Annotated in this window: 18 protein-coding genes and 1 pseudogene; 13 read left to right on the top strand and 6 right to left on the bottom strand. The window is 70.9% G+C overall.

Annotated features, from left to right (window positions below; genetic code table 11):
- Positions 1-21: 21 nt before the first annotated feature.
- From NS2_RS24730 to NS2_RS24720, 3 genes are all read right to left on the bottom strand, one after another.
- Positions 22-1,161 (bottom strand): Hsp70 family protein, encoded by a 1,140-nt coding sequence (locus NS2_RS24730; RefSeq protein ID WP_033089201.1) that lies wholly within the window; start codon positions 1,159-1,161, stop codon positions 22-24.
- A 65-nt stretch (positions 1,162-1,226) separates the two neighbouring features.
- Positions 1,227-4,262: a LuxR C-terminal-related transcriptional regulator gene (locus NS2_RS24725; protein ID WP_033089217.1), complete on the bottom strand. Its 3,036-nt coding sequence runs from the start codon at positions 4,260-4,262 to the stop codon at positions 1,227-1,229.
- Positions 4,263-4,284: 22 nt separating this feature from the next.
- Positions 4,285-5,880, bottom strand: coding sequence for an Hsp70 family protein (locus tag NS2_RS24720; protein ID WP_158544164.1), 1,596 nt, complete (start codon positions 5,878-5,880; stop codon positions 4,285-4,287).
- 434 nt (positions 5,881-6,314) lie between these two features.
- On the opposite strand from NS2_RS24720, the gene NS2_RS24715 reads away from it, so the two are divergent.
- From NS2_RS24715 to NS2_RS24705, 3 genes are all read left to right on the top strand, one after another.
- Positions 6,315-8,060: an IniB N-terminal domain-containing protein gene (locus tag NS2_RS24715; protein WP_033089202.1), complete on the top strand. Its 1,746-nt coding sequence runs from the start codon at positions 6,315-6,317 to the stop codon at positions 8,058-8,060.
- Positions 8,061-8,158: 98 nt separating this feature from the next.
- The gene (locus NS2_RS24710) at positions 8,159-9,994 is read left to right on the top strand and encodes a dynamin family protein (RefSeq protein WP_033089203.1); all 1,836 of its coding nucleotides are present in this window, start codon (positions 8,159-8,161) and stop codon (positions 9,992-9,994) included.
- 400 nt (positions 9,995-10,394) lie between these two features.
- On the top strand, positions 10,395-12,029 hold the full coding sequence (locus NS2_RS24705; RefSeq protein WP_052086699.1) for a dynamin family protein: 1,635 nt from the start codon (positions 10,395-10,397) through the stop codon (positions 12,027-12,029).
- Positions 12,030-12,034: 5 nt separating this feature from the next.
- Here the strand turns inward: NS2_RS24705 and NS2_RS24700 are convergent.
- Positions 12,035-13,195, bottom strand: a pseudogene (locus tag NS2_RS24700) (zinc-binding dehydrogenase).
- Between the two features lie 112 nt (positions 13,196-13,307).
- Positions 13,308-14,999 carry an MFS transporter gene (locus NS2_RS24695; protein WP_036547055.1) on the bottom strand — a complete coding sequence of 564 codons (1,692 nt, stop codon included), beginning with the start codon at positions 14,997-14,999 and terminating at the stop codon, positions 13,308-13,310.
- A gap of 118 nt (positions 15,000-15,117) precedes the next feature.
- On the opposite strand from NS2_RS24695, the gene NS2_RS24690 reads away from it, so the two are divergent.
- The 4 genes from NS2_RS24690 (at position 15,118) to NS2_RS24675 (ending at position 18,116) form a co-directional block, all read left to right on the top strand.
- Positions 15,118-15,636, top strand: a complete 519-nt coding sequence (locus tag NS2_RS24690) for a MarR family winged helix-turn-helix transcriptional regulator (RefSeq protein ID WP_052086700.1) — start codon at positions 15,118-15,120, stop codon at positions 15,634-15,636.
- A 21-nt stretch (positions 15,637-15,657) separates the two neighbouring features.
- On the top strand, positions 15,658-16,575 hold the full coding sequence (locus NS2_RS24685; protein WP_261772310.1) for a haloalkane dehalogenase: 918 nt from the start codon (positions 15,658-15,660) through the stop codon (positions 16,573-16,575).
- Positions 16,576-16,682: 107 nt separating this feature from the next.
- Positions 16,683-17,549 (top strand): RNA polymerase sigma factor, encoded by an 867-nt coding sequence (locus tag NS2_RS24680; protein ID WP_228102550.1) that lies wholly within the window; start codon positions 16,683-16,685, stop codon positions 17,547-17,549.
- Between the two features lie 87 nt (positions 17,550-17,636).
- Positions 17,637-18,116: an SRPBCC family protein gene (locus tag NS2_RS24675; RefSeq protein WP_033089206.1), complete on the top strand. Its 480-nt coding sequence runs from the start codon at positions 17,637-17,639 to the stop codon at positions 18,114-18,116.
- Position 18,117: 1 nt separating this feature from the next.
- Here NS2_RS24675 and NS2_RS24670 read toward each other — a convergent pair whose 3' ends face one another.
- Positions 18,118-19,011, bottom strand: a complete 894-nt coding sequence (locus NS2_RS24670; protein WP_036547060.1) for an LLM class flavin-dependent oxidoreductase — start codon at positions 19,009-19,011, stop codon at positions 18,118-18,120.
- Between the two features lie 163 nt (positions 19,012-19,174).
- Here NS2_RS24670 and NS2_RS24665 point away from each other — a divergent pair, with 163 nt between their 5' ends.
- From NS2_RS24665 to NS2_RS24640, 6 genes are all read left to right on the top strand, one after another.
- On the top strand, positions 19,175-20,245 hold the full coding sequence (locus NS2_RS24665; RefSeq protein WP_052086701.1) for a DUF1707 SHOCT-like domain-containing protein: 1,071 nt from the start codon (positions 19,175-19,177) through the stop codon (positions 20,243-20,245).
- 7 nt (positions 20,246-20,252) lie between these two features.
- On the top strand, positions 20,253-21,017 hold the full coding sequence (locus NS2_RS24660; RefSeq protein WP_033089208.1) for a DUF1707 SHOCT-like domain-containing protein: 765 nt from the start codon (positions 20,253-20,255) through the stop codon (positions 21,015-21,017).
- 199 nt (positions 21,018-21,216) lie between these two features.
- Positions 21,217-23,055, top strand: coding sequence for a molecular chaperone DnaK (dnaK, locus tag NS2_RS24655; RefSeq protein ID WP_033089209.1), 1,839 nt, complete (start codon positions 21,217-21,219; stop codon positions 23,053-23,055).
- Positions 23,052-23,651 carry a nucleotide exchange factor GrpE gene (gene grpE / locus NS2_RS24650; protein WP_071343495.1) on the top strand — a complete coding sequence of 200 codons (600 nt, stop codon included), beginning with the start codon at positions 23,052-23,054 and terminating at the stop codon, positions 23,649-23,651. Before dnaK ends, grpE begins: the two co-directional genes overlap by 4 nt.
- A gap of 54 nt (positions 23,652-23,705) precedes the next feature.
- The gene (dnaJ, locus tag NS2_RS24645; protein WP_033089211.1) at positions 23,706-24,884 is read left to right on the top strand and encodes a molecular chaperone DnaJ; all 1,179 of its coding nucleotides are present in this window, start codon (positions 23,706-23,708) and stop codon (positions 24,882-24,884) included.
- Positions 24,881-25,276, top strand: a complete 396-nt coding sequence (locus NS2_RS24640; RefSeq protein WP_033089212.1) for a heat shock protein transcriptional repressor HspR — start codon at positions 24,881-24,883, stop codon at positions 25,274-25,276. The genes dnaJ and NS2_RS24640 overlap by 4 nt, the downstream gene beginning before the upstream one ends.
- Positions 25,277-25,384 lie beyond the last annotated feature (108 nt).

Below are 25,384 nucleotides of genomic sequence, written 5' to 3'. Positions count from 1 at the left end.
CCTCGGAAGGTCGCTACGAAATCAGTACGGATTCTGTCCCCACGGGTACGGCATCACCGGCGGCTGCGGCATCTCGAACGTCGGCACCGGCGGGTACTGGTAGATCGGCGGGTACGGCCGGGTCGTGGTGGGCGGCGTGGTGCGGGTGCTCGTGCCCGGCGCGGCGGCCGGTGGGGGTGTCGGCTCCGGCGTGGTCGTCGGCGCGGCGGTGGTCGGCGCGTCGGAGGTCACCGGTGCGTCGGCGGCATCGGCGGGCGGCGCGGCGGCGGTCGGATGCTCGGACCCGGTGGGCGGCAACAGCGGCGGGGCCACACCCGCGGTCGCCGCCGGTTCCGAACGCACCTCGCCGCGCGGCGGCCCGGGGGCCGAATCGTCCTGCCGCAACACCGCGGCGACCCCGATGCCACCGAGCAGCAAACCGATCGCGGCGGCCACCGCGGCCATGATGTAGGGGCCCTTGTGCGCACGCGGCGCATGCACCACCGGCACCTCGGGGGTGGCCCGGGTGACCGGCGGCTCGGCGGCGGTGACGGCCGGAACCGCCTCCGAATAGGCCTGGGCGAGTTCGGAACCCTTGAGGGCGGGCAGGACGTCGGTGACGTCGGCGGCGTTCACGGCGGACGCGGTGGCATCGGGCGGGGTCAGCCCGGCCGGAGTGGACAGCACCGCCGCCAGGGCCGCGCGGGCGGCTTGGTAGGCGAGGGTCTTGCCGGTGTCCGCGTCCGCCGGGGGTAGGTCGCGCTCGGCGACCAGCACCACCGATTTCAGGCCGAGATAGTCGAGGGCCTCGCGCAGGGCGCGAATGTGGGTGTCGGGCCAGCCGGTCGGGTGGGTGAGGTAGAACTCGGCCGGGCCGTTGAGATGCTCGGCGGCCTGGCCGATGAGGCAGAAGACCGCGGTGGCCATCAGATCCTCGGCGCGATACGCCTCACCGTCGTCCACCGCCAGCCCGGCGGGGTCGCCGACCGCGCCCACGAAGCCCAGGATTGAGTGCGAATAGCCCTCCGGCGCTTCCCCGCCCAGCACGGCGTCGCCGTCGTCGGACATGTGCAGCACGGACTCGCGCACCGTGTAGTGCACCGGGAGTGTGGCGTCATCGCCGGTCACCACGGCGACGACGGATTCGTCGTCCGCGATGCGCAGGCCCACCCCAGTGGCCATCCTCGTTACCTCACTCGGTGCGTCAGGGTCTTCTCGCGCCGTGACCACCGGCTTCGGCAAGCTCGTCAGACGAGGAGGGAACCGTGACCCATGGCGCGAAGCATTGACAATAACTCCGAACGCGACCCGGCACCGATTCGACGCCGCATCCGCGCCACGTGATGTTCCACGGTCTTGGCCGAGATGTACCGGCGGGCTCCGATCTCCCGGTACGTCAAGCCCAATAGCACCAGTTCGGCGACCTCGCGCTCGCGTTCGCTGAGCACGGTATCGGTGATCGGTTCCGGACGCGGCTGCGGGGCCGACGGCGCGGGCGCGCGCACCGCCGATTCCTGCGGCCGGGCCTGCGCGCGCAGCGTGCGGGCCAGCTTGAGCAACGCGGTCGCGGTGGCCGAGTCACCAGCGGCCAGGGCGGCCTCGCTGGCCAGCCGGGCCGCGTCCCAGCGCAGGCCGAGCCCGGCCAGCCGCGCCGCCGCACCCTCCACCTGTGCCCGGACCACATGACCGCGCAGCACCAGCACCCAGGTGCGGCCCGCGTCGGCCAGCGCGGCGGCCTGCGGATCGCCCGCCGCGGCGGCCGTCTTGAGCCGATGGGCGTGCGGCAGCAGGGCTTCCGGGCTCTCCTGGGCGATGGCGGCCTGAATCGCGTACCAGTGGAAGGCATTCGACCAGGCGGGCGGCTCGCCCAGGCGGCGCAGCAGTTCGTCGGCGGCGGTCACCAGCGCGGTCAGGCGGGCCTCGTCGCGCAGCCGGATTCCGGCCAGCCACAGCTCGCCGATGGGCAGCAGCGCCAGCAGATCCGCGCCGACCTCGTCGAACAGGGGCGTGGCCTGCTGCCAGGCCAGGGCCAGGGCGGCGTGGTCACCGCCGCGCCGGGCCAGGCCGACGAGCACGCCGTGCGCGAGCAGGCGGTCGCGCGGATCCAGTTGCGCGAGCGGGACTTCGGACATCAGGGTGGCGGCCGAGTGCTCGTCGCCGCCCAGCATGGCCACCCACGCGCCCAGCACCAGGCGCTGCGGATCGCGGGCGGGGCCGCGCAGGGCGTCGGCCGCCCGGCGCGGGTCGCCCATGCTCAGGCACAGCAGCACCGCGATGGACACGGCCGAGCACGGCAGGAAACGGTCGCCGCCGTCGTCGGCGGGGGCCGGACCCGAATGCGCGGCGTGGATCAGCCCCGACGCCGCCGCCACGGCCGCGCCGCGGTGGGCCTGCGCCGGGCTGGTGAAGCGCTGCACGGCGAGCGTCGCGGGGGCGACGGCCCGCATCTCACCGGTGAAACCCGTTGGGGCGGAAACGGCTCCGAAGGCGGGGGCGGTGCCCGACCCGGCCCGCACCGGCGCGCCGGACGGCTGACCGGTCGCGCTGCCCGTTTGCCGACCGGTGGGTTCTGCGGCCGTCATGCCGGACTGCTGGTGACCGGGATCGGCGGCCCGGTAACGGATTCCGGACGAGAGTGCCCCGGAATGACGGGGCGGCAGGGCCATTGGGTGCTCGGGGTCGTGGGTACGGCCGCGCTCGGGCCCGCCCGGGCGCGCCGAAGGCCGGGGCGCCGTGGTGAAAGGGGCGGGCGGCGGCGCATATTCGGGTTCGCCGGGCCCCCGCCGGACGCCGCCCCGAGCCGAGCCGAGCCGGGCCGCGGCGGTGCCGGGGGATCCGATGGAGTCGAACAGGGCGTTGGCGATCAGGGCGGCGCGGGAGGTGGCCTCGGTGGGCGGCCATTGGGCGGCGTTCACCGAAAGCATCTGTGCGCCTTGGGCGTCGCCGGAGAGATAGAGAACGGTGGCGGCGACCGCCCAGTCCGGGCCGACCCGGGTCGACCCGAGCCAGGTGTAGAGCTGCGCGGCGCGGTCTGCCAGGCCCCGGCGGGTCCAGACGCCCGCGCAGATGCGGACCGCGGCGGCCAGATCGGCCAGCGGAATGGCCGGATCGGCCAGGGTGGGTTCGGCCAGGCGCAGCGCGGTGTCGCCGTCCCCGGCCCGGGCGGCGGCATCGGCCCAGCGGACCGCGAGCACGTCCGGATCGGCGCCGGCGGCAGCAGCGGCCGCGTAGTGGCGGACCGCCTCGTCGCCGGCTCTTTCCGCCGCGGCGCAGAGGAATTCGGCCAGCCGCTCGTCGCGCACGCCGGTCTCGGCGAGCAGCAGGGCGGTGTGATCGCGCAGCAGCCCGGCGTCCAGGCGGGCGTGCAGCAGGCGGCGGGCCACGGTCAGGAAGCGGCGGTCGCCGACCAGGGTGCGCAGCGGCGCGACCGCCGGGGCGAGCAGCAGGTCGGCGTCGGTGACCAGGGCGCTGCCGCGCGCCCGGTCCACCAGTTCCTGTGCGGCCGTCGGCGTCAGATCGAGCACCTCGGTCAGTTCACCGGTGTCCAGACCCGCGCCGATGGCGGCCACCACCAGGGCGTCCAGCAGATCCGGGCCGGCGTCGTCGAGGCGGGCGCGGGCCCACGCCGTGACCGCCTGGTCCACCGCCGTCACGCCCGCGTCAAGGCGGGTGGCGCAGGCGGCGGTCAGGGCCGCCACCACGCCGCCGTGGATGCCGCCGGTCTGGCGGTGGATGTGCTGGGCCAGGCCGCGCGGCACCATCATGCCCAATTCCCGTGCGAACGGGGCGATCTCGGTGGCGCCCAGGGCGCGCAGATCCAGCACCCGGCCGCGGCGCGCCACCAGATCGGTGAGGCCGCGCAGGCGGGCGTCGTGCGGGCGCGGGCGCAGCGCGATCACCACCGGGAATTCCCCGGCCTCCACCGCGGCGCACAGCAGGTCGATCTCGGCCGAGCCGAGGGCGTGGGCGTCGTCCACGATCAGGGCGGTGCGGGCGCGGCCGGGATGGCCGTCCGCGCGGTGCGCGCCCGGGCGCGATACCTGTCCCGGGCCGGGCGCCGATGCCGAACCGAACGCCTGCGCCGAGCCGAGGGCCTGGGCCGGATTGTCGGTATGCGGAATGCCGCGGGCCCGCAGCCGGGACCGGATGGCGCCCAGCAGCGTGGACTTACCGGTGCCGGAGCGGCCGCGGATCAGGTACAGGGTCGCGGCGGAATCGTCGGAATCCAGTTCCCGGAATATCTCTCGCGCGCCCGGAAGCGAATCGAGCGCGACTGGGGTGATGCCTGTCACGAAGAACCAACTCTCAGCCGCCGGTGTGCGGAACGATTTGCGGCGCCACCGGAAGGGCGTTGCCGAGACCATCGACGGCGTTGTTCAGGGCTCCGGGGAGCGTGGGGGCCTGCACCTGCACGGGCGCGGGCTGGGGCTGCGGCGACTGCGGCGCCTGGGTCGGCGGCTGCGCTGCCGGCTGCTGGGTCTGCGGCGACTGCGGTGGCACCGGATTCTGTTGCGTGGCCGGGCTATCGGTCTGCCCGCCGGGGGCGGCGGCCTCCGCGGCCGTGGAGCCGGGGACGGTGGTGGCGGGCTTGTCGGCCTGCTGCGCCACGGGTTTGGTAGCCGCGATCGGGCTCCCCGCCGCGGGGGACGGCTGGCCGGAGGTGGTGACGCCGCCCGTCGGCGCGGGCGTGTCCATTGCGACGGCCGAGGCCGAGGGTGACTGCGGCGCATCGGTATTCGCGGGCGAGGACTGGGCTCCGGTGCCCATGGCCAGGGTGCCGGTGGCGACGGCCGCCACCGCGAGGGCGGCCGCGCCGAAGACGGCGAGCCGCTTCCAGTGGCGGAAACCGCCGCCGGGCTGCTCGACCGGCAGGTCGGGCAGCAGTGGAATGCGCTGCGGCTCGGTGGATTCCGGGCTCGGTCCGGGGTCCGCGGCCGCGGGTCCGGCTAGGGACTCGCCGCGGACGCGCTGTGGCAGTCCGGCCGCGGTGCGGGGAGCCGTCCGCGCGGGGCCCTCGGCATCGGCGTACCCGGCTCGTCCGGCCGCGATGGCCGGATGCGCCTCGGTGTCGGTGGTGTCGGCCAGCAGGTCGGCGGCCAGCAGGGCGGCGCCGTGCGCGCTCAGGTGGGCCGGGTCGGCGGCGGCCGCGACCGGGATGCCGAATTCGGTGGAGAGCAGCTCGGTAACCAGCGGGATGCCCGCGCCGCCGCCGGTCACCAGGACGCCGTCCAGATCGGCGCTGGCGACACCGGCCCGGCGCAGCGCCTCGCGCACCAGATCGGTGGAACCGAGCAGCGGGCCGCGCAGCAGTTCCTCGATATCGTCGCGAACAAGTCGGACGTCCGTATGACCGAGGCCGGGCAAACGCACAGGCACCACGGTGGCGGTATTTGTGGAGAGTGCTTCTTTCGCATTTTTACAGCGAATGCGGAGCGCGGCCAATTCTTGTTCCACCAATGGGTCGAAAGGATCGAAATCCCTTTCGCCGACGGCATGGGCGAGCACGTAACGCATTGTCAGCAGATCGAATTCGGAACCGGCCACCGCGGTGGTACGTACCGGTTCGCCGAGCAGTCCCGACATGGCTCCGGTACGCGCCACCGAAACGGTGAGTCCGGTCGCGCCCAGGTCGTACACCACCATCGCACCGTCATGGCTGGACTCGTGTACTTCCTGCAGCCAGCGCATGGCCGCCGTCGGTTCCGGAACCAGGGCCACCGTGTCCAGCCCGGACTCGGTCAGCGCGGTCCGCTGCACCTCCACGGTGTGCTGCGACCACCACGCCGGATAGCAGGCCACCACGGCATCGGCCGGGCCCGCCTGATCGAGCGCGCGGCCGACGGCCGCCGCCACCAGATCCGCCGCGCGAACAGCGGAACCGTCCCGAGTGCGAATATCCACGGGATCCCCGACCCGGGACAGGAAACTTTCCGGAAATTCTGGCTCGGCGCCCAGCATGCTGGGCCGCGTATGCGCTCTGTGCTGTCCCCCCGAAGTCGTCACGGCAACGGTATTCGACGACCCGACAGTGATGCCGAGCGCCAGCCCCTGACTCATTCGAGTTCCCCTGTCAAAGCTCTTCGGTCCGATTTGTACGAAAACCTCGGTTAGGCCGGGCGGCCCCACCGAGCCTGTCGGTAGCTGTGGGGGTGTCGTTACCGATTCCCCGACAGGTATGGGGAAATTCCCCTAATGTCCGCCTTCCCCCCTGGGCGGGCGTAACCGAAGTGGGGGGAGTTCACCCCGTTACGCGTAACAACTCGAGTTCCTAACGTGAAAGGAAAATCGAGCAGTGCGGGTCAGCGGGGCCCGCCCATCCAGGGAGACGATTCGCCATGAGCCCCAACGCAATTCTCGAGTTCATCCTCAACCTGCTGCGCGACCACGAGGCCGCGGTCAGCTATTGCAGCACTCCGGGCGCGGCCCTGACCGCGGCCGGACTGGACAATGTGACCCCGGAGGACATCGCGGCCGTCGCGCCCATGGTGGCCGAATCCGCGTTGGTTGCGGGAGGTTCGCAGCTGTCCGACATCATTGCCGCGGGCGGTGCCACCGGGGTGAGCGCCGACACCGGTCTGGACGCGTCCGCCGGGGCCGACACCGGCCTGGGCGTGAACGGGGGCGCGAGCGTGAACGGCGGCGCGGGTCTGAACGGTGCCGCCGGTCTCGGTGATGTGGCGGGTGTCAACCTCGGCACCACGGCCGCCACCCAGGTGGTGCTGAACGGCGGCACCGGTACGGGCCTCGACCTCGGCCTCTCCAACGGCCTCGGCGCGGTCGCCGACGTGGCCACCGACCTGGGCGCGGGCCTGTCCGCCGGTCTCGGCGGCGACCTCGGAGCCGGTCTCGGCGCGGGACTCTCGACCGGGCTCGACAGCGCGCTGAACGTGGTTTCGGGCGCGCAGGCCGGTCTCGGCGCCGCGACCGATGCGGGCGCACAGCTCGGAAGCGGTTTGGAGACCGGGCTTTCCGGCGCGGTCGACACCGCCGCCGGTCTCGGCGGCCAGCTCGGCGCGGGCCTGAACACCGGACTCACCGGCGGCGTGAACGCGGGCGCGAACCTCGGCACCGGCCTCGACGCCGGAATCAACACCCTGCTGGGCGCGGGCGCGCAGGCCGGTGCCGGGCTGCAAACCGGCCTCGACTCCGCTGCGACGCTGGGCGCGGGCCTCGACACCGGGCTGAAGACCGGCGCGGATCTCGGCGCGGATCTCGGAACCGGCCTGGATGCGGGGCTTTCGGGCCTGGGGAACGCCTCGGCCGGTGTCGGCGCGGACCTGCACAGCGGCCTCGGCACCGGAATCGACACCGCCGTCGGCGTCGGCAACCAGCTGGGCGCGGGTCTCGACACCGGTCTGCACACCGGTGCGGACCTGGGTGCCCAGCTCGGAACCGGTTTGGACACCGGCATCTCCGGTGCGGGGAACGCGGCGCTCGGTGTGGGCAATCAGGTCGGACTCGGAGTCGACAGCGGTCTGCACGCGGGCGCGGACCTGGGTGCCCAGCTCGGAACCGGTTTGGACACCGGTATTTCCGGCGTGGGGAATGCGGCGCTCGGCGTGGGTGATCAGGTCGGCGCTGGGATCGGCACGGGTCTGCACACCGGTGCGGATCTCGGGGCTCAGGCCGGAAGTGGTTTGGAGACCGGGATTTCCGGTGTGGGTGGTGCGGCTGCGGGGATCGGGACGCAGGTGGATACCGGTCTGGATGCGGGCGCGCACTCGGCGCTGGGTGTCGGGTCGCAGGTGGGGGCCGGTTTGGATACCGGGCTGACCGGGGTCGGGAATGCGGTGGCCGGGCTCGTGACCGGGGTGGATGCCGGGCTCGGCGGGACGGCTCAGGCAGGCGCACAGGTGGGGAGCGGGCTGGACGCGGGGGTGCACGGGGGGAGCGCGGTGGATGCCGGGCTGCACGGGGTGGGGAATCCGTGGGCGGGGGTGGATGTCTCGCAGGCCTTCGGGGGCGGGGTGCACGCGCCCGGGGCGGATGCCTCGCTGTTCGGTGAGGGCGCGGCGCACACCGGTGCGGATCTCGGGGCGCATGCCGGTGGCGGCATCGTCGGGGACATCCTGCACTCGTAGTTCGAGGGGTCGCTCACCGCGGGATCACCGCGGTGAGCGATGTCCTCTCGGGAAAGCACAACGGCTGGAATAGGTGCGGTGAGCAAGACGTGACGGGGATGGTGGCGGCGAATCCGCTGCTGACGATGGTGTCGGAGACCATTGCCGCGGCGCGGGCCGCGGAACGCGGGGATCTGGTCGCGCGACTGGAGACGGTGGCGGACAAGGTCCGCGACCCGCGACGGCGGATCGTGGTGGCCGGGTTGGGGAATCAGGGCAAGAGCCGATTCGTCAACGCGCTGGTCAACCTGGAGGTGTGCCCGGTCGCCGATGACGTGGCGACCGCGGTGACCACCGTGCTGTCCTACGGCGAGCAGCCGCGCGCGACCGTGGTCGCGGCCGGACCCGACGGGGGTGCGAACACCCGGGAGCCGGTGCCGTTCGAAGCGGTTCCGGCGATCGCCGGTCGCAGCCCCCGGGGCCGGGCCGTGCTGCGGCTCGAACTCGAGGCCCCGAGCCGCTTGCTGGCCGACGGCATCGTGGTGGTCGACACGCCCGGGCTCGGTGCGCACGGCACCACCGGCGCGGCAACTGTTCTCGGCCAGGCCCCGGCGGCGGATGCCGTGCTGGTGCTGACCGACGCCTCGACCGAGCTCACCGAGACCGAGGTGGACTTCCTGCGCCAGGTGCGGGAACTGTGCCCGGCGGTCGCGGTGCTGGTCACCAAGACCGACCTGTATCCGCACTGGCGACAGGTGTGCGAGGCGAACCGGAAGCACCTGCGCGCCAACGGCCTCGAACTGCCGATGCTGCCGGTATCGGCGGTGCTGCGCGCGCACGCTATGCGCCTGCAGGACGAGGGCCTGGGCCGCGAATCCGGGTTCGGGCTGGTGTTCCAGTTCCTGCGCGAACAGGTGGTGGCCCGTGATCAGGCGGTGCTGCGGCGCGCGGTCGCCCTGGACGTGTCCTCCGCGACCGAGCATCTGGCCCTGGCGCTGGGCAGCGAACTGGTCGCGCTGCGCGATCCGGAGCGGGGTGCGGCGGCCATTCGCGAATTGCACGCCGCCAAGGCCGAAGCCGAGAAACTGCACCGTCATACCGCGGCCTGGCAGCAGACCCTGGCCGACGGCATCACCGACCTGGCCGGGGACATCGACCACGATCTGCGCGATATCGCCCGCACCGCCGAGGACGGGATCGACGACCACGATCCCGGCCGGCACTGGGACAGCATGGACGAATGGCTCACGGCCACCGTGGGTTCGGCCGTCGGCGACAACCTGGTGTGGACCGGTACCCGCGCGGTGCGACTGGCCGAGCAGGTCGCCGGGCACTTCACCGATCTGGGCACGGTGGACCTGCCGGAGGGGCGCGACAGTCTCGACGGCCGCTCCCGCACCGCCGCCTGCACCCTCGCGGATCTGGAACCTGATCTGGGGCTGGGGCACAAGGTACTGGTGGGGGTGCGCGGCTCGTACGGCGGCGTGGTGATGGCGGGCCTGGTGGGCACCATGGCCGGGATGGCCCTGATCAACCCGCTCTCGCTCGGCGCGGGAGTCCTGCTGGGCGGCAAGGCCTTCAGCGATGACAAGAAGGCCCGCCTGGCCAAGCGCCGCACCGACGCCAAGATCGCGGTGCGCCGCTACCTCGACGACATCGCCTTCCACACCGGCAAGGAGACCAAGGACCGCCTGCACCGCATCCACCGGCTGCTCCGCGACCACTTCACCGCCATCGCCGACCGCACCCTGCGCTCCATCGACGAATCCCTGCGCGCCGCCCAGGAAGCCGCCAACCTCGAGGCCGCCCGCCGCACCGAACGCGCCGCCGACCTGGAACTCCGCCTGCGCGCGGTCTCCCAGCTCCGCCACCACGCCAACACCCTGCTGAGCCCGGAACCCCCACCCGCCCTCGCCCCCGGCACCCTGCCGCAACTCCCGCCGCCCACCCACTGAACCAGGGACCGCCCCGCGGCGCGCCGCCGTTGGGCCCGGCCGTCTCCGGATGGGTGTGCACAGGAGTGCTCGCGCCCACCTGGCCCGACAGCGCGATGGCACCGGCGGCCGGGCCTGGAGCGCGGCCACCGGCCGCCCGGTTCAGCGTGCGGTACGGGTCTGCGGATTTCCGGGCGGCCGAGCCGAGGGCGACCGGATGTGGGTCGCGGTGGTGATGTTGCGGTGGCGCGCCGGGTTCCGGCTCGGGATTCGTCGCGCGGCCGGGCATGATGGGCGGCGAGGTGGGGCCGGATTCGCTGGGAATCGGCTGTGATGCCGGGCGGTTCTGATAACGATTCGGCATGGCCGGGCGAAAGCCTGGCGTGCGTGGAGGTGCGGTGTGCTTCGGGATCGGGAGCCTATGAGGGACGACGCGAGCGGTGTCGGGTATGGGCTGGTGCCGGAGACGCGCGGGCTGGTGGCGGCGGCGCGGCGGGCGCTGGGCGATCGGCCGTGGGTGCGCGGGCAGCTCGAGGAGTGCGCGCGGCGGCTGGACGAGCCGTTGCGGGTGGCCTTGGCCGGGCAGCTCAAGGCCGGGAAGTCGACGCTGCTGAATGCGCTGGTCGGGCAGGATATCGCGCCGACGGACGCGACCGAGTGCACGCGGCTGGTGACCTGGTATCGGAACGGGACCGCGCCGCGGGTGACCGCGTACAGCGCGGACGGGGCGCGCGCCGACGTGGTGGTGCGGCGCGGGCGCGGGACCGAGGGGCTGCCGGGCGCGCACGGGCTGACCTTCGATCTGTCGGCGCTGCGCTGGAATTCGGCGGCGCCGGGGAATGCACCGGGGTCTCGAGGGACGGTGGGCCCGCGCGAGGTGGAGCAGCTGGCGGTGGAGTGGCCGTCGGCGGAGCTGGCGCAGACCACCATCATCGACACCCCGGGTATCTCCTCGCTGTCGCGGGACGTGTCGGCGCGCACGCAGCGGCTGCTCACGCCCGGCGGCCCGGGTCCGGCGCTGCCGCCCGCCGATGCCGTGCTCTATCTGCTGCGCCGCCTCGACGCCGCCGATGTCGACTTCCTGGAGCGCATCGGGGCCGGTCCGAGCGGTAGTTCCGCTGCGCCGCAGGGCTTCTCGGGCCCGCTGGGTGTGATCGGCGTGGTGTCGCGGGCCGACGAGATCGGGGCCGGGCGCATCGACGCCCTGCACTCCGCGCGCGACGTGGCCGCCCGATTCGCCACCGAACTGGAGCGAACCGGCCTGTGCCAGTCCGTGATTCCGGTGGCGGGCCTGCTCGCCTTCGCCGCGGCCACGCTGCGGCAGCGCGAATACGACGCCTTCGAGGCGCTGGCCGCGATTCCCACCGACGATCTGACCGCGGCCCTGCTGTCCGCCGACCGCTTCGCGCACCCGGACCTGCCGCTTGCGGTCCCCGCGGAACTGCGCGCCCACCTGGCCGCCCGCTTCGGACTGTTCGGCATCCGCCTGGCCGTCACCCTGATCCGGCTGGGCGTGCGCGGCGCGCAGGCGCTGGCCGCCGAGCTCACCGATCGCAGCGGCCTGGACGAACTCCGCACCGTCCTCGACGTCCAATTCGCCCAGCGCGCCGATGAATTGAAGGCCCACTCGGCGCTCACCGCGCTGGCCCGCATCCTCGCGGCCAATCCGGGCTCGGCCGCCGACGCCCTGCTCCCGCGCGTGCGCACCCTGCTCGCGGATGTGCACGGCTTCGCCGAACTCCGCCTGCTCGCCCACCTGCGCTCCGACGAATTGCCGCTGCCCCCGGACGATCTCACCGAACTGCACCGCCTCATCGGCGGCACCGGGGTCGCGCCCACGCTGCGTCTGGGCCTGGCCGCGCACCCGGATCTCGTGACCCAGCGCGAGGTCGCCTTCGCCGCGGTACAGAAGTGGCGTGCCCGCGCCCGCCACCCCTTGGCCGACCAGTCCTTCGCCACCGCCTGCCTCACCGCCGCCCGCAGTGCCGAAGGCCTGCTGGACATCCTGCGCGAGCCGCCGACCACGCCGTTCCCGGTGCTGCGGCCGGGTCGGTAGGACCGTCAGGGGGTGCGGCGGTCGCTGCGCGGGTCGATCAGGATCTTGGCGTGGTGCTCGGGCGAGGCGAGTGTGCCGAAGGCCGAGTCGATGCCGTCGAGGCCGACCGTCCCGGTGATCAGCGGTGACGGGTCCACCTTGCCGTCCGCGATCATGTGCAGGGTGTCGCGGAATTCGCCCGGGTCGTAGGCGAGGACGAACCGCAGTTCGATCTCCTTGTTGATGGCGGTGGCGGGATGGAAGGCGTCGGGTTGCATGCACACGCCGACGACCACCACGCGGGTCAATGGCGGTGCGGCGGTGAGGATCTGATCGATGATGCCGGGCACGCCGACGCATTCGAAGACGACCGGACCGGATGGGCTGCGGTTGAGGCCGTGCATGACCCGGAACAGATACCACCACGGGAAGTTCGGAATCCGGTGCAGCCGCTCCATGGCGTCGAATCCCAGATTGAGAATGTCAGCCGCCCCGGTGATGCGCGGCTTCTTCGGCGTTGCCTCCCAAGGTGATTCGACACCTGGGTCGACGACGACGTCCGCCCCGCACCGGCCCGCCAGCTCGCGGCGGCGCGGCGAGAAGTCGCTGGCGATCACGGTGTGCACGCCCGCGGCCTTCAACATGGTGATCACCGCCAGCCCGATGGGCCCGCAGCCGATCACGAAGGCGGTCTGTCCCTTGCCGATCCGGCTCTTGCGGACCGCGCGCCAGGCCACCGCCATGGGCTCGGTGAGGGCGGCGAGGTCGGGGGACAGGCCATTGGGGACCGGGAAGGTCATGGACTCCTACACCAGGACTTGCTCGGCGTAGCCGCCGGGCGCGTGGACGGACAGGCCGGTGAGTTCGGGCTGATGCTGTCTGCGCAGGATGGGCAGCGCCACCACCGGCGTGCCGGACTTCCAGCGTCGCCGGGTGCCGGGCCCGTATTCCGCTATCTCGCCGGTGAATTCGTGCCCCATGACGACCCGCTGGTCGGAGCGCATGAAGCGGTCGTAGCCGGTGGCCGCGGCCAGGTCGGCGAGTTCGTCGCAGTGCACGCGGGCGTGCAGATCGGATCCGCAGATGCCGCAGCGGGTCACGTTCACCAGCACTTGGCCCGGCCCGGGCACGGGTGTCGGCAGGTCCTCGACCTGGAATTCGCCCTTGCTGACCACGGCAGCGCGCATGACTGACTCCGTTCGAAAGTCGGTGACAGTTGTGGATTCTTCACCGCCGCGGACCGCGGGTCCGGTGGAATCACCGAACCTGCGGCCCTTTTGCCCGGATTTCGCGAGGGTGTCAGACCCCGACCAGCTCCTCGTCGCCCGGCTCGACCTCGTGCTGTTCCAGCCGGGCGTCGCCGGGCAGCGCCAGGAATCCGAGGCAGACCAGCGCCATCAGCCCGATGCCCCACATCATCGTGTAGTCGAAGGTGTGCGAGAAGTTGACCGCGTTGGCGTCCGCGCCCGCCCGCGTCAGCGTCTGGCCGACACCCGGATTGTTCATGGCCGCATCGGATTGGCAGCTGGCCGGAACCACGGAGGGATCCACCTCGGCGGACCGATCCCGCACGCAGGCCCGGAATCCGGCGAGGATCTGATCCTGCGCGGGTCCCGTCACCCCGGCTGCCCTCAGCTCGGTGCGGGTCTGCGCCGCAACGGAATCCACCCCGCGCGCCGAATCATTGTCCAGCTGCGCGAAGAACAGAATGCCGACCAGTGCGACACCCAGCGCCATCCCCAGCTGCTGCCCGGTATTGAGCAGCCCCGACGCGGCCCCGGCCTCGCGGTCGGGAATCTGCCCGAGCAGCATGTCGATGGTTGGCGCGACCACGATGCCGAAGCCGATGCCGGTCACGATCAGCGGCAACACCATCTGCCAGGACGCGAAATCCGGTCCGTAGTGCGCGGCCATCCCGCCGTAGATCCCGAACCCGCCCATGACGACCAGCGCGCCCGCCAGCAGCACCCACTTGCCGAACCGCGGCGCCAGCACGCTCACCGAGACGCCCGCCCCGATGCCCGCGCCGACCGCGAAGAATACCGAGGTGAGCCCGGCCCGCATGGGTGACCAGCCCAGGCCCGCCTGCATGAACAGCGTCCAGGTCAGGAAGAACCCGCCGAAGCCGATCCAGAACAGCCCCCAGCTCGCCAGTCCCACGGTGAACGGCCGCGACCGGAACAGCGAGAGATCGATGAGCGGCGACCCGACGGTGCGGGCCCGCCGCCGCTCGTAGGCAACGAATGCCACGAACACCACGGCCGCCGCAGCCATCATGGCGAAAGTCCAGGCGGGCCAGTCCAATCGGCGTCCCTCGGTGAGCGGATACACCAGCAGCAGCACCGCCGACACCGATAGCGCCATGCCGACGATGTCCAGCTTCGGCGCGTGCGCGGACCGCGAATCCCGCATCACCACGGCCGCCGCGGCCAGCGCCGCGATGCCGACCGGAACGTTCACCAGGAAGATGGGCCGCCAGCCCAGATCGAACAGATTCCACTGCACCAGCAGCCCGCCCAGCGACAGGCCGACCGCCGACGCCGATCCGCCGACGCCGCTGTAGACGGCAATCGCCTTGGCGCGCTCCTCCTTCGGGAAGATGACGCGAATGATGGCGAGGATCTGCGGCACCATGAGCCCGGCCATCGCGCCGTGCACGAACCGGGATCCGATGAGCAGCGCGGGCGAGGAGCTGATGCCGCAGGCCAGCGAGGCCAGGGTGAATCCGGCCATGCCGAACAGGAACAGCCGCTTGCGGCCGAAGATGTCGCCGAGCCGGCCGCCGGTGATCAGCACCGCCGCGAAGGACAGCACGTAGGCGGCGATGATCCATTCGATTTCGGAGTAGGCCGCGCCCAGGTCCTGCTGGATGCTGGGCACCGCCACATTGACGATGGTGACGTCGAGCAGGTCCATGAATCCGGCGGCCAGTACGACGGCGAAGGCGATCCAGCGGCGTGGATCGAGGGTGGGTGAGTTGTCGGTATCCACTGCGAACTCTCTTCGATTCGGTGCGGGTGGAGGTCCGCTTCAAACTATGCACCGGAAGTGATTATCAATCAATATGGCAATCACCCTGGGTGCGCTTGGGGGTGGGTAATCTGTGCGGGTGAACGATGTCGATCCCGAGCGCCACCCCCTGGTCGATAGCGCGGCATTCCTGTTCGCGCAGTTGGGCTCCCACGCCGCGTATCGCTTCGACCTCATGCTCGCGCCGCTGGGCATCAAACCGCCGCAGTACGGCACCCTGCGCATGCTCGAGGCCAATGACGGCCGGACCCAGCAGCAGCTCTGCGATGCGCTCGGGATCCACCGCAATGTCATGGTCAGCCTCATCGACAACCTGGAGAAAAGCGGCCTGGTCGAGCGCCGCAAGCACCCGGTCGACCGGCGCGCGCACGCCGTGCACCTGTTGCCGGCCGGGCGCGAAATGATCGCCCGCGCGGCCGAACTCGCGGACCGGCTCAACGAGGAACTACTGGCCCCGCTCGACGCGGCGGACCGCCCGCGCCTGCTCGCCATGTTGCAGCGCGCCGCCATCGGCAACGGGCTGACGCCGGGCGTGCACCCGGGTCTCACCGTGGAGCCGGGCACCATGCCGATGTATGGCGCGGATCACACTCACTGAGCTGTCACAAGCCGTTCGGGCGTGTGTCCAACCGGGTGTAGGCAATTCACCCGGAAGGACAACACGATGGCCACGATCGACGTTCTGGACTCGTTCATCAACTACACCGGCATCGGGAGCGGCGACGTTCCCGTCGTGTTCCTGCACGGCAACCCCACCTCCTCCTACGTCTGGCGCAATGTGATTCCGCACGTGAGCGGCGAAACCCGCGCCCTGGCACCGGATCTCATCGGCATGGGCGCGTCCGGCAAGCCGGACAGCGACTACCGCTTCGTCGATCACGCCCGCTACCTGGACTCCTGGTTCGAGGCCATGGGCCTGGACCGGGTGGTGATCGTCGGCCACGACTGGGGCGGCGCGCTCGGCATGGACTGGGCCGCACGGCATCCCGGCCGGGTGCGCGGCATCGCCGTGGTGGAGACCTTCCTGCGCCCGATGACGTGGGCGGAGATGCCGCCGCAGGGCGCGGAACTGTTCCGCCGCTTCCGTTCTCCCGAGGGCGAGGAGATGGTGCTGGAACGCAATATGTTCGTCGAATTCAACCTGCCCGCTTCCACCCGGAACCTGACCTCCGAGGCCCTGGACGCCTACCGCGCGCCCTACCCGACCCCGGAGTCGCGCAAGCCGATGCTGGTGTGGCCGCGCGAGTTCCCGCTCGACGGCGAGCCCGCCGACGTGGTCGCCATCATCGAGAACTACGACCGGTGGATGGCGTCCTCGCCGGAGGTGCCCAAGCTGGTCATGGCCTTCGAGGACGGTGTGGGTCTCGGCTCGCCGGAGGCGGTGGACTGGGCGATGGCGACCTTCGCCGCGGCGGAACTGGCGAATATCGGCCCCGCCGGGCATCACTGCCCGGAGGACCAGCCCGATGCCATCGGCCGGGCGGTCGCGGACTGGATCGGGCGGCACGCTCTGCTCGCCACCCCGGCCGTCGCCTGACGACCGAATCTCACCTGCGGCCGATTCGACCGGTTAGCCTGGTTTCGCCGTGGCAGGGCTGATCGCGGGGCGAAGACACTTCGCCCCGCGATCCCTATATTGGCGACATGGACAGCGCCGCCGGGGATATGGCCACCGGACCCGAATCCGACGAGCGCGACCTGGTCGCCCGCGCCGTCGCGGGTGATCGCGCGGCCGTCTCGGATGTGGTTCGGCTGCTACAGGATCCGATCTACCGGCTGGCGCTGCGCATGGTGTGGCGGCCCGCCGACGCCGAGGACGCCACCCAGGAGATCCTGCTGCGTGCGGTCGGCAATCTGGGCGGTTTCCGCGGCGAGGCCAGGCTGACCACCTGGGCCTATCGGATCGGCGTCAACTACCTGCTGAATCTGAAGCGTCAGACGCCGCAGGAAGCCCGGCGACTCAGCCTCGACGAATACCGCGAGGACCTGAAAGACGGTCTGGCGGAAGCGGATTACCGCGGACCCGAGGCCACCCTGCTCACCCATGAGACGCGCCTGAATTGCAGCCAGGCCATGCTGCAATGCCTGAGCCGCGACGAGCGCGTCGCCTACGTGCTCGCCGATGTCTTCGAGGTGAGTTCGGATGAGGCCGCGTGGATCGTCGGCGCGACGCCCGCCGCGTATCGCAAACGCGTGGAACGGGCCAGGAAACGGCTCGGGAACTTCCTGCAATCGGCCTGTGGGCTGGCAAATCCCGAGGCGTTCTGCAGATGTTCGCGGCGCGTGGAGAAGGCCGTCGAGCTGGGGCGGGTGGATCCGCGCCGCCCGGCCTTCGCCAAGCATCCGATCACGCCCGGCGGGCGCGGCGTCGAAGAGGCCGAGCGGCAGATGGTCCGCCTCCACGATGCCGCCGCGGTCCTCGGCGCGCACCCGGACTACGCCGCGCCGCAGGCCAGGATGGACGCCATCGCGGGCCTGCTGCGTTCGGGCCGGTTCCCGCTGCTCGACTGACCTTGTGTGATGCCGACGAGGGGTCTATCGTCGGGAGAATAATATGCAGGCAAATACCTGCATGACACCTGAGAAACGGGATCCGACATGACCGATCAGGACTTCACCGTCAGCATCACCGTCGACCGCACCCCCGCCGAGGTCTTCGCCGCCGTGCTCGATGCGCGCGGCTGGTGGGGGCAGGGCATCACGGGTGGCACCGAGCGTCAGGGCGACAGGTTCGTCTTCGAGGTTCCGGGCGTGCACCGCAGCGATATCGAACTCACCGAGGTGGTGCCCAACCGCCGCGTGGTCTGGCTGATCAAGGACAACTGGCTGTCCTTCGTGCAGGACAAGACCGAATGGGTGAACAACGAAATCCGTTTCGACATCACCGAAACCGATTCCGGCACCGAACTGCGCTTCACCCAGGTCGGCCTGGTCCCGGCCTACGAGTGCTACGACAAGTGCGCGCCCGCCTGGACCTTCTACATCACCGAGAGCCTGCGCGACCTGGTCCTCACCGGCATCGGTCAGCCCAGCGAGCTGCCCGCCGAAGTCGAGGCCCGCGCCGCCGCGCAGACCTAGTTCAATCCTCGCCCAGCAGGTTTCGCGCCAGCGGCACCACCTGACGGGCGAACCGCTGCACCTGGTCCACGTCGAATCCGGGCGGCCAGTAGATGAAGGTGTCGAATCCGGCATTGCGGGCCAGGCCGAAAATGATCTCGGCCCACTCCTCCGGCGACCCGTGAATCGGGTCCGTGCCACGGGGATTCGGGTGCAGCGGGCGGTCGCTCACCACGCCGGGCAGGGCCGCCATCCGGGTGATGGTACGCGGATCGCGGCCCACCGAGCGGGCCACCGCGTCGATCCGGGCATTCGCCTCGGCCCACTGATCCCACGGCATCCAATTCGGCAGCGGCGCAACCCATCCGTCGGCCGCCGACCCGATCAGATCCAGCGCGTGCGGGCCCATCGCGCCCAGCCAGATGCCGATATCGTGCGCGGGCGCGGGCCCGCCCTCGGTGCCCTGCACGGTGTACTCGGCACCGACCACCGAAACCAATTGCCCCGGACGCCATTCCGCGCGAATGATCGCGATCCCCTCCGCGATGGCCATCAGCGCGGCCCGGCCCTTGCGCGCCGGTCCGCCCATGGCGACCACGCCGCTCTCGAAAGCCCCTGCCCCCAAACCCAATTCGAACCGTCCCCCGCTGAGCAGGTCGAAGGTGGCGGCCTGCTTGGCGAGCATGGCGGGGGTGCGCAGCGGCAGATTCGCCACGCCCGGATACAGGCTCACCCGCCCGGTCGCCGCCAGACACGCCCCGATCACCGCGAAGGTGTCCCCGAACTGCGCGTTGTACGGGTGATCCTGGATGCCCACCAGATCCAGACCCTCGACGTCGGCGGCCACGGCCATATCGATGACGTCCGGCAGCGCGGCCGCGACGGGCGGGATCGAAATACCGAACCTTGCCTTCATCGAGCCTCCTCACCAGCGGAATCGGCGATTTCGATCTTCGTGTGCGGCCACCGGGATACCCGGCATTTCGGACGTCCGCCCCGCACCCGGGCGTGTCCCGAATCGGGCTCGGATCGGGCCCGGAAGCCGCGCGATCGGACCGGAATCCGTTTACGATCCCCGCGTGAGCTCCCAATCGTCCGGATCGGCCGGGGATTCGGCCGCGGCCGGACGGCTGCGGGCGCGGGATATCGACCGCGTCAACGCCCGGACCCTGCTCGACGCCGCCTACGAAGAGGGCGAACTCGGGACCGAGGAGTACCACCAGCGCTCCGAACGGGCGCAGCGAGCGCAGACGCTGGGTGAATTACAGCGGCTGATCGGGGATCTGCAACCCAGCACCAAGACCGGCGATCTCACGCCCACCGCCCGGCCGCGAGTGCGACGGCACGCCAGCGGATATCCGCCCGGCACCCGGGCCCGCGACAGCGACCGGCAGGCCGCCTGCACGCTGCTCGACGCCGGGCTGGCGGACGGGCAGCTGAGCACCGAGGACCATCGCACCCTCACCGAACTCGCCGGTGGCGCAAGGACTCTGGGCGAGCTGTCCCATCTCACCGACGATCTGCAGCGGCCCGCCGGCGCCCGGCCGGACCCGGTCCCGCCCACGTCGCGGCGCGAAACCTGGTTCACCGCGGGCGTGGTGGCCGCCAGCATCCTGGTCGCGGTGGGCACCTTCCTGGCTGTGGACCGGCCCGCGAGCGAACCGGCGGGGCCGCCGAAGGTGGACCTCGGCATCGTCAAGGAGTTGGTGCTGCCCCACCCCGAACTCACGCAGGCCGACGGCCTCGCGTACTTCCGCGAGCTGTACCGGACCAAGTTCGGCGACACCGTGGTGGACGAGGCCGTGATCTACCCCGGGTACGCGGTGGTGACCCGGGCCGTCCAGCCCAACCGCAAGGTCCGCTACAACTACCGCGGCGGTTTCGATCTGGGCGACCAGCCGCAGACCCGGACCCCGCAGACCCCGACCGCCGATCTGGCGGCCCTGAACGTGCAGGCCATCGCGGCCCTGCTGACCCAGGCCCCCACCCTCACCAAGGTGGATCAGGGCACCGTCAGCCACCTCGGTATCGAGGGCTCCGGCACCGGACCGATCGTCCGAATCTATGTGGGCAACAAGGCCGGTGAGAACGGTTACCTCGAGGCGACCCTCGACGGCCGGATCACCCGGACCCAGGCGTTCGGGGGATAGGCGAACCATGGCTGATGCACACGGACTGCGGGCCCGCGATTCCGATCGCGTGGACGCCTGCGCCCTGCTCGACGCCGCCCGCGAATCCGGCGAGCTGACCGCCGACGAGCACGCCGGCCGCACCGCGAAAGCCATGGCGGCCAAGACCTTCGGCGAACTCGACGCGGTGCTCTCGGATCTGCAGATCCCGCGCAATCTGTTCAATGCCCCGGTGGTCCGCCCGAGTCGGCGCGGCCCGTCCACGCGCTGGCGGGTGGCGGCCGCGATCATGGTTGCCGCCGCCCTGCTGGGTGCGTTCGCGGGCTGCGTATCCCGCACCGCCGCACCGAAACCCGAGCTGCCCGACCCGACCACGGGCCCGGGGCTGGCCAGTTTCGTCGCCGCCTACCAGGACCACTTCGGCGATACCGAGGCCGATCAGGTCCTGCTGTACCCCGAGTACGTGCTCATCGAACGCCGTCGGGATCCCGCCTCGTCGCGTGACGCTTACATCCGCTACGACGGTGCCTTCCACGACAATTCCGATACGCCCCGCTCGCCGGGCACGGACATCTTCGACCTGGCGGCTCTCGACATCCCGAAGCTCGCGGCGCTGTTCGCGGGCGCACCGCGCTCGGCGGGCGTGCCCGACGGCCGGATCAGCCACATCGAGATCGCGCGCGGCGGCGACGGTAGCCCCGTTGTTACCGTCCACGTGGACGATGGATCCCGGAGCGGCCATTTCGTGGTCACGGCCAAGGGCGAGCCGATGGAGATCGTCCCGCCCAGCTGATCGGGCAAAAGATTTTTTCTGCCGCGGGGAATACCTGACGTGCGGCTCCCGTTGGCACAGGTCAGCAAGGTTGAGCGAGTTGGACTCAAGTTAAAGTTGCGCACCGCTCGAAGCGGGTGCAGGATTGAGCCGACCACGCTCAGTGTTACTGAGATGAAGTGCTTCCAGCACTCAGGTACGTCAAACAGGAGGAACAACCATGGCTCGTGCGGTCGGTATCGACCTCGGGACCACGAACTCTGTCATCGCCGTTCTCGAAGGCGGCGAGCCGGTCGTCGTGGCCAACTCGGAAGGATCGCGGACCACTCCGTCGATCGTCGCGTTCGCGAAGAACGGCGAGGTGCTCGTCGGTCAGCCCGCGAAGAACCAGGCCGTCACCAACGTCGACCGCACCATTCGGTCCGTCAAGCGCCACATGGGCGAGGACTGGTCGGTCGAGATCGACGGCAAGAAGTACACCCCGCAGGAGATTTCCGCGCGCACGCTCATGAAGCTGAAGCGCGACGCCGAGGCCTACCTCGGTGAGGAGATCACCGACGCGGTCATCACCGTCCCCGCCTACTTCGAGGACGCGCAGCGCCAGGCCACCAAGGAGGCCGGGCAGATCGCGGGCCTGAACGTCCTGCGCATCGTCAACGAGCCGACCGCGGCCGCGCTGGCCTACGGCCTGGACAAGGGCGACAAGGAACAGACCATCCTGGTCTTCGACCTCGGCGGCGGCACCTTCGACGTGTCCCTGCTCGAGATCGGCGAGGGCGTCGTCGAGGTCCGCGCGACCTCCGGTGACAACCACCTCGGTGGCGACGACTGGGACGAGCGCATCGTCTCCTGGCTGGTCGACAAGTTCCGGGGCACCTCGGGCATCGACCTGACCAAGGACAAGATGGCCATGCAGCGTCTGCGCGAGGCCGCCGAGAAGGCGAAGATCGAGCTGAGCTCCTCGCAGAGCACCTCGATCAACCTGCCCTACATCACGGTCGACGCGGACAAGAACCCGCTGTTCCTCGACGAGCAGCTGACCCGCGCCGAGTTCCAGAAGATCACCTCCGATCTGCTGGACCGCACCCGCAAGCCGTTCCAGTCGGTCATCAAGGACGCCGGTATCTCCGTCGGCGACATCGACCACGTTGTGCTCGTTGGTGGTTCGACCCGTATGCCCGCCGTGTCCGACCTGGTCAAGGAACTGACCGGCGGCAAGGAGCCCAACAAGGGCGTGAACCCGGACGAGGTCGTCGCCGTCGGCGCCGCCCTGCAGGCCGGTGTGCTCAAGGGTGAGGTCAAGGACGTCCTGCTGCTCGATGTCACCCCGCTGTCGCTGGGCATCGAGACCAAGGGCGGCGTGATGACCAAGCTCATCGAGCGCAACACCACGATCCCGACCAAGCGTTCGGAGACCTTCACCACGGCCGACGACAACCAGCCGTCCGTGCAGATCCAGGTCTTCCAGGGTGAGCGTGAGATCGCCTCGCACAACAAGCTGCTCGGATCCTTCGAGCTGACCGGCATCCCGCCGGCCCCGCGCGGCGTGCCGCAGATCGAGGTCACCTTCGACATCGACGCCAACGGCATCGTCCACGTGACGGCCAAGGACAAGGGCACCGGCAAGGAGAACACGATCAAGATCCAGGACGGCTCCGGCCTGTCCAAGGAGGAGATCGACCGCATGGTCCGCGACGCCGAGGCGCACGCCGCCGAGGACAAGGAGCGGCGCGAGGAGGCGGAGACCCGCAACCAGGCCGAGTCGCTGGTGCACCAGACCGAGAAGTTCATCAAGGACAACGAGGACAAGGTCCCGGCCGAGATCAAGACCAAGGTCGAGGCGGCCATCGCCGACGCCAACGAGGCGCTCGAGGGCACCGACATCGCGGCCATCAAGACCGCGGTGGAGAAGCTCGCCACCGAGTCGCAGGCGCTGGGCCAGGCCATCTACGAGGCCTCGGCCGCGGATCAGGCCGCCCAGGGCAACGGTGCTGCGGCGCCGCAGTCCGATGACACCGTGGTGGACGCCGAGGTCGTCGAGGAGCCTGAGAAGAAGTGACGAACCAGAACCCGGACAACCTGACGGGTGAGGTCTTCGAGGCCGCGGTGGAGGACTCCGCCGCGGCCCTCGGGGCCGAGGGGGCTCCCGAAATCAGCGAGGACGCACTCGCCGACGCGATCACGGCCGAATTGGCCGAGCGCACATCCGATCTCCAGCGGCTGACCGCGGAGTACGCCAACTACCGCCGCCGCGTCGAGCGCGACCGCAAGGCCGCCACCGACACCGCCAAGGCCGCGGTGGTCAGCGAACTGCTGCCCGTGCTCGACGATCTGGATCGCGCCCGCGCCCACGGCGATCTGGACAACGGGCCGCTCAAGTCGGTGGCGGACAAGCTCGTCACCGCCCTGCAGAAGCAGGGCCTCGAGGAATTCGGTTCGGAGGGTGAGCCTTTCGACCCGACCCTGCACGAGGCCGTGCAGCACGAGGGCAGCGGCGCGGACCCGGTGCTCGGCATGGTGATGCGCAAGGGCTACCGCTTCGGCGATCGGGTCCTGCGTCACGCGCTCGTCGGCGTCACCGACGGTGTGGCGGATCTGGCTGCCGCGCAGCCGGATACGACGAACGCTGGCACCGATGCCGCTGGCACTGATTAACGACCCAACCGCGTTCGGGGAACCGACGCCCACACGGAAAGGAGGGGATGCCCGGTGAATCGGGAGTGGCTGGAAAAGGACTTCTACAAGGATCTGGGTGTCACCTCCAGCGCCACCCAGGACGAGATCAAGAAGGCCTACCGCAAGCTGGCCCGCGACCTGCACCCGGACAAGAACCCGGGTGACGCGCAGGCCGAGGAGCGGTTCAAGGCCGTCAGCGAGGCGAATGCCGTGCTGTCGGATCCGGAGAAGCGCAAGGAGTACGACGAGGCCCGGAAGCTGTTCGCGGGCGGCGGTTTCGGCCGCGGCGGGTTCACCCCCGGCGCGGGCTACGGCCAGCCCGGCGGCGGCTTCTCCGGCGATTTCAACCTGGGCGACATCTTCGGCGCCGGAGCCGCGGGCTCGGCCGACGGTGGCCTGGGCGACCTGCTGGGCGGACTGTTCAATCGCGGTGGCACGCGGACCTCTTCGCGTCCCCGGCGCGGTTCGGACGTGGAGACCGAGACGACCCTCGGCTTCCGCGAGGCCGCCCAGGGCGTGACCGTCCCGCTGCGCATGACCAGCCCGGCCGCCTGCACCACCTGCCACGGCAGCGGCGCCAAGCCGGGCACCAGTCCGCGAGTGTGCCCGCACTGCAACGGCACCGGTGTGGTCAGCCGCAATCAGGGCGCGTTCGGCTTCAGCGAGCCGTGCGAGGACTGCCGGGGCACCGGGTCGATCATCGACGACCCGTGCGTCGACTGCCGCGGCTCGGGCATCCAGAACCGGACCCGCACCATCACCGTGCGCATTCCCCCGGGCGTGCGCGACGGGCAGCGTATCCGGCTGGCGGGCCAGGGCGAGGCGGGCCTGCGCGGCGCGCCGCCGGGCGACCTGTACGTGACCGTGCACGTCAGCCAGGACAAGGTCTTCGGCCGCAATGGCGACGACCTGACCCTGGTGCTGCCGGTCTCGTACGCCGAACTGGTTTTGGGCACAACGGTTTCCGTGCCCACCCTGGACGGCCGCGTGGGCGTCAAAGTGCCACCGGGCACCGCCGACGGCCGGACCCTGCGGGTGCGCGGGCGCGGTGTGCCCAAGCGCGACGGCGGCGCCGGTGACCTGCTGGTCACCGTGAAGGTCGCGGTACCGCAGAAGCTGGACGACAATGCCACCGAGGCGCTGCGGCGCTACGCGGAGGCGGAGAAGACCAGCGGGTTCGATCCACGCGCGGGATGGGCAGGTGCGTCATGAGTTCCGATCCGAAGAAGACCGAGGCCCAGTACTTCCTGATCTCGGTGGCCGCGCAGCTGGCGGGCATGCACGCCCAGACGCTGCGCACCTATGACCGGCTGGGTCTGGTTTCGCCGCAACGCACTTCGGGCGGCGGCCGGCGCTACTCCGACCGTGATGTGGAACTGCTCCGCGAGGTGCAGCGCCTGTCCCAGGACGAGGGCGTCAACCTGGCCGGCATCAAACGGATCATCGAACTCACCAACCAGGTGGAGGCGCTGCAGCACCGGGTGAGCGAGCTGACCGCCGAGGCGGAAAGGCTGCGGGCCGGCTATCGGCCCGCCCACCTGACCCCTCAGCCCAGCACGGCTCTGGTGGTGTGGCAGCCCCGAAACCGGCGTAAGCCGCAGTAGGGCAAGGCAGGACGAAGGGCGGTTCCCCCGGTGCGGGAGCCGCCCTTCGGCTATGTTGCGGGCAATGTGCTGAGTTGCCCTTGGGGATTGTGGGATTAGCGAAGTTTC

Source organism: Nocardia seriolae NBRC 15557 (assembly GCF_007990715.1).
In the GTDB taxonomy this organism is placed as follows: domain Bacteria; phylum Actinomycetota; class Actinomycetes; order Mycobacteriales; family Mycobacteriaceae; genus Nocardia; species Nocardia seriolae.
Note: the sequence above shows the minus strand (reverse complement) of the source record. Positions and strands in the feature narration are given on the sequence as shown.

What these genes read in the sequence shown, in the direction of transcription:
- NS2_RS24730 (WP_033089201.1), bottom strand. Translation starts at nt 1,161, where the DNA reads ATGGCCACTGGGGTGGGCCTGCGCATCGCGGACGACGAATCCGTCGTC.
- NS2_RS24715 (WP_033089202.1), top strand. Translation starts at nt 6,315, where the DNA reads ATGAGCCCCAACGCAATTCTCGAGTTCATCCTCAACCTGCTGCGCGAC.
- NS2_RS24710 (WP_033089203.1), top strand. Translation starts at nt 8,159, where the DNA reads ATGGTGGCGGCGAATCCGCTGCTGACGATGGTGTCGGAGACCATTGCC.
- NS2_RS24705 (WP_052086699.1), top strand. Translation starts at nt 10,395, where the DNA reads ATGAGGGACGACGCGAGCGGTGTCGGGTATGGGCTGGTGCCGGAGACG.
- NS2_RS24680 (WP_228102550.1), top strand. Translation starts at nt 16,683, where the DNA reads ATGGACAGCGCCGCCGGGGATATGGCCACCGGACCCGAATCCGACGAG.
- NS2_RS24675 (WP_033089206.1), top strand. Translation starts at nt 17,637, where the DNA reads ATGACCGATCAGGACTTCACCGTCAGCATCACCGTCGACCGCACCCCC.
- NS2_RS24670 (WP_036547060.1), bottom strand. Translation starts at nt 19,011, where the DNA reads ATGAAGGCAAGGTTCGGTATTTCGATCCCGCCCGTCGCGGCCGCGCTG.
- NS2_RS24660 (WP_033089208.1), top strand. Translation starts at nt 20,253, where the DNA reads ATGGCTGATGCACACGGACTGCGGGCCCGCGATTCCGATCGCGTGGAC.
- dnaK (WP_033089209.1), top strand. Translation starts at nt 21,217, where the DNA reads ATGGCTCGTGCGGTCGGTATCGACCTCGGGACCACGAACTCTGTCATC.
- NS2_RS24640 (WP_033089212.1), top strand. Translation starts at nt 24,881, where the DNA reads ATGAGTTCCGATCCGAAGAAGACCGAGGCCCAGTACTTCCTGATCTCG.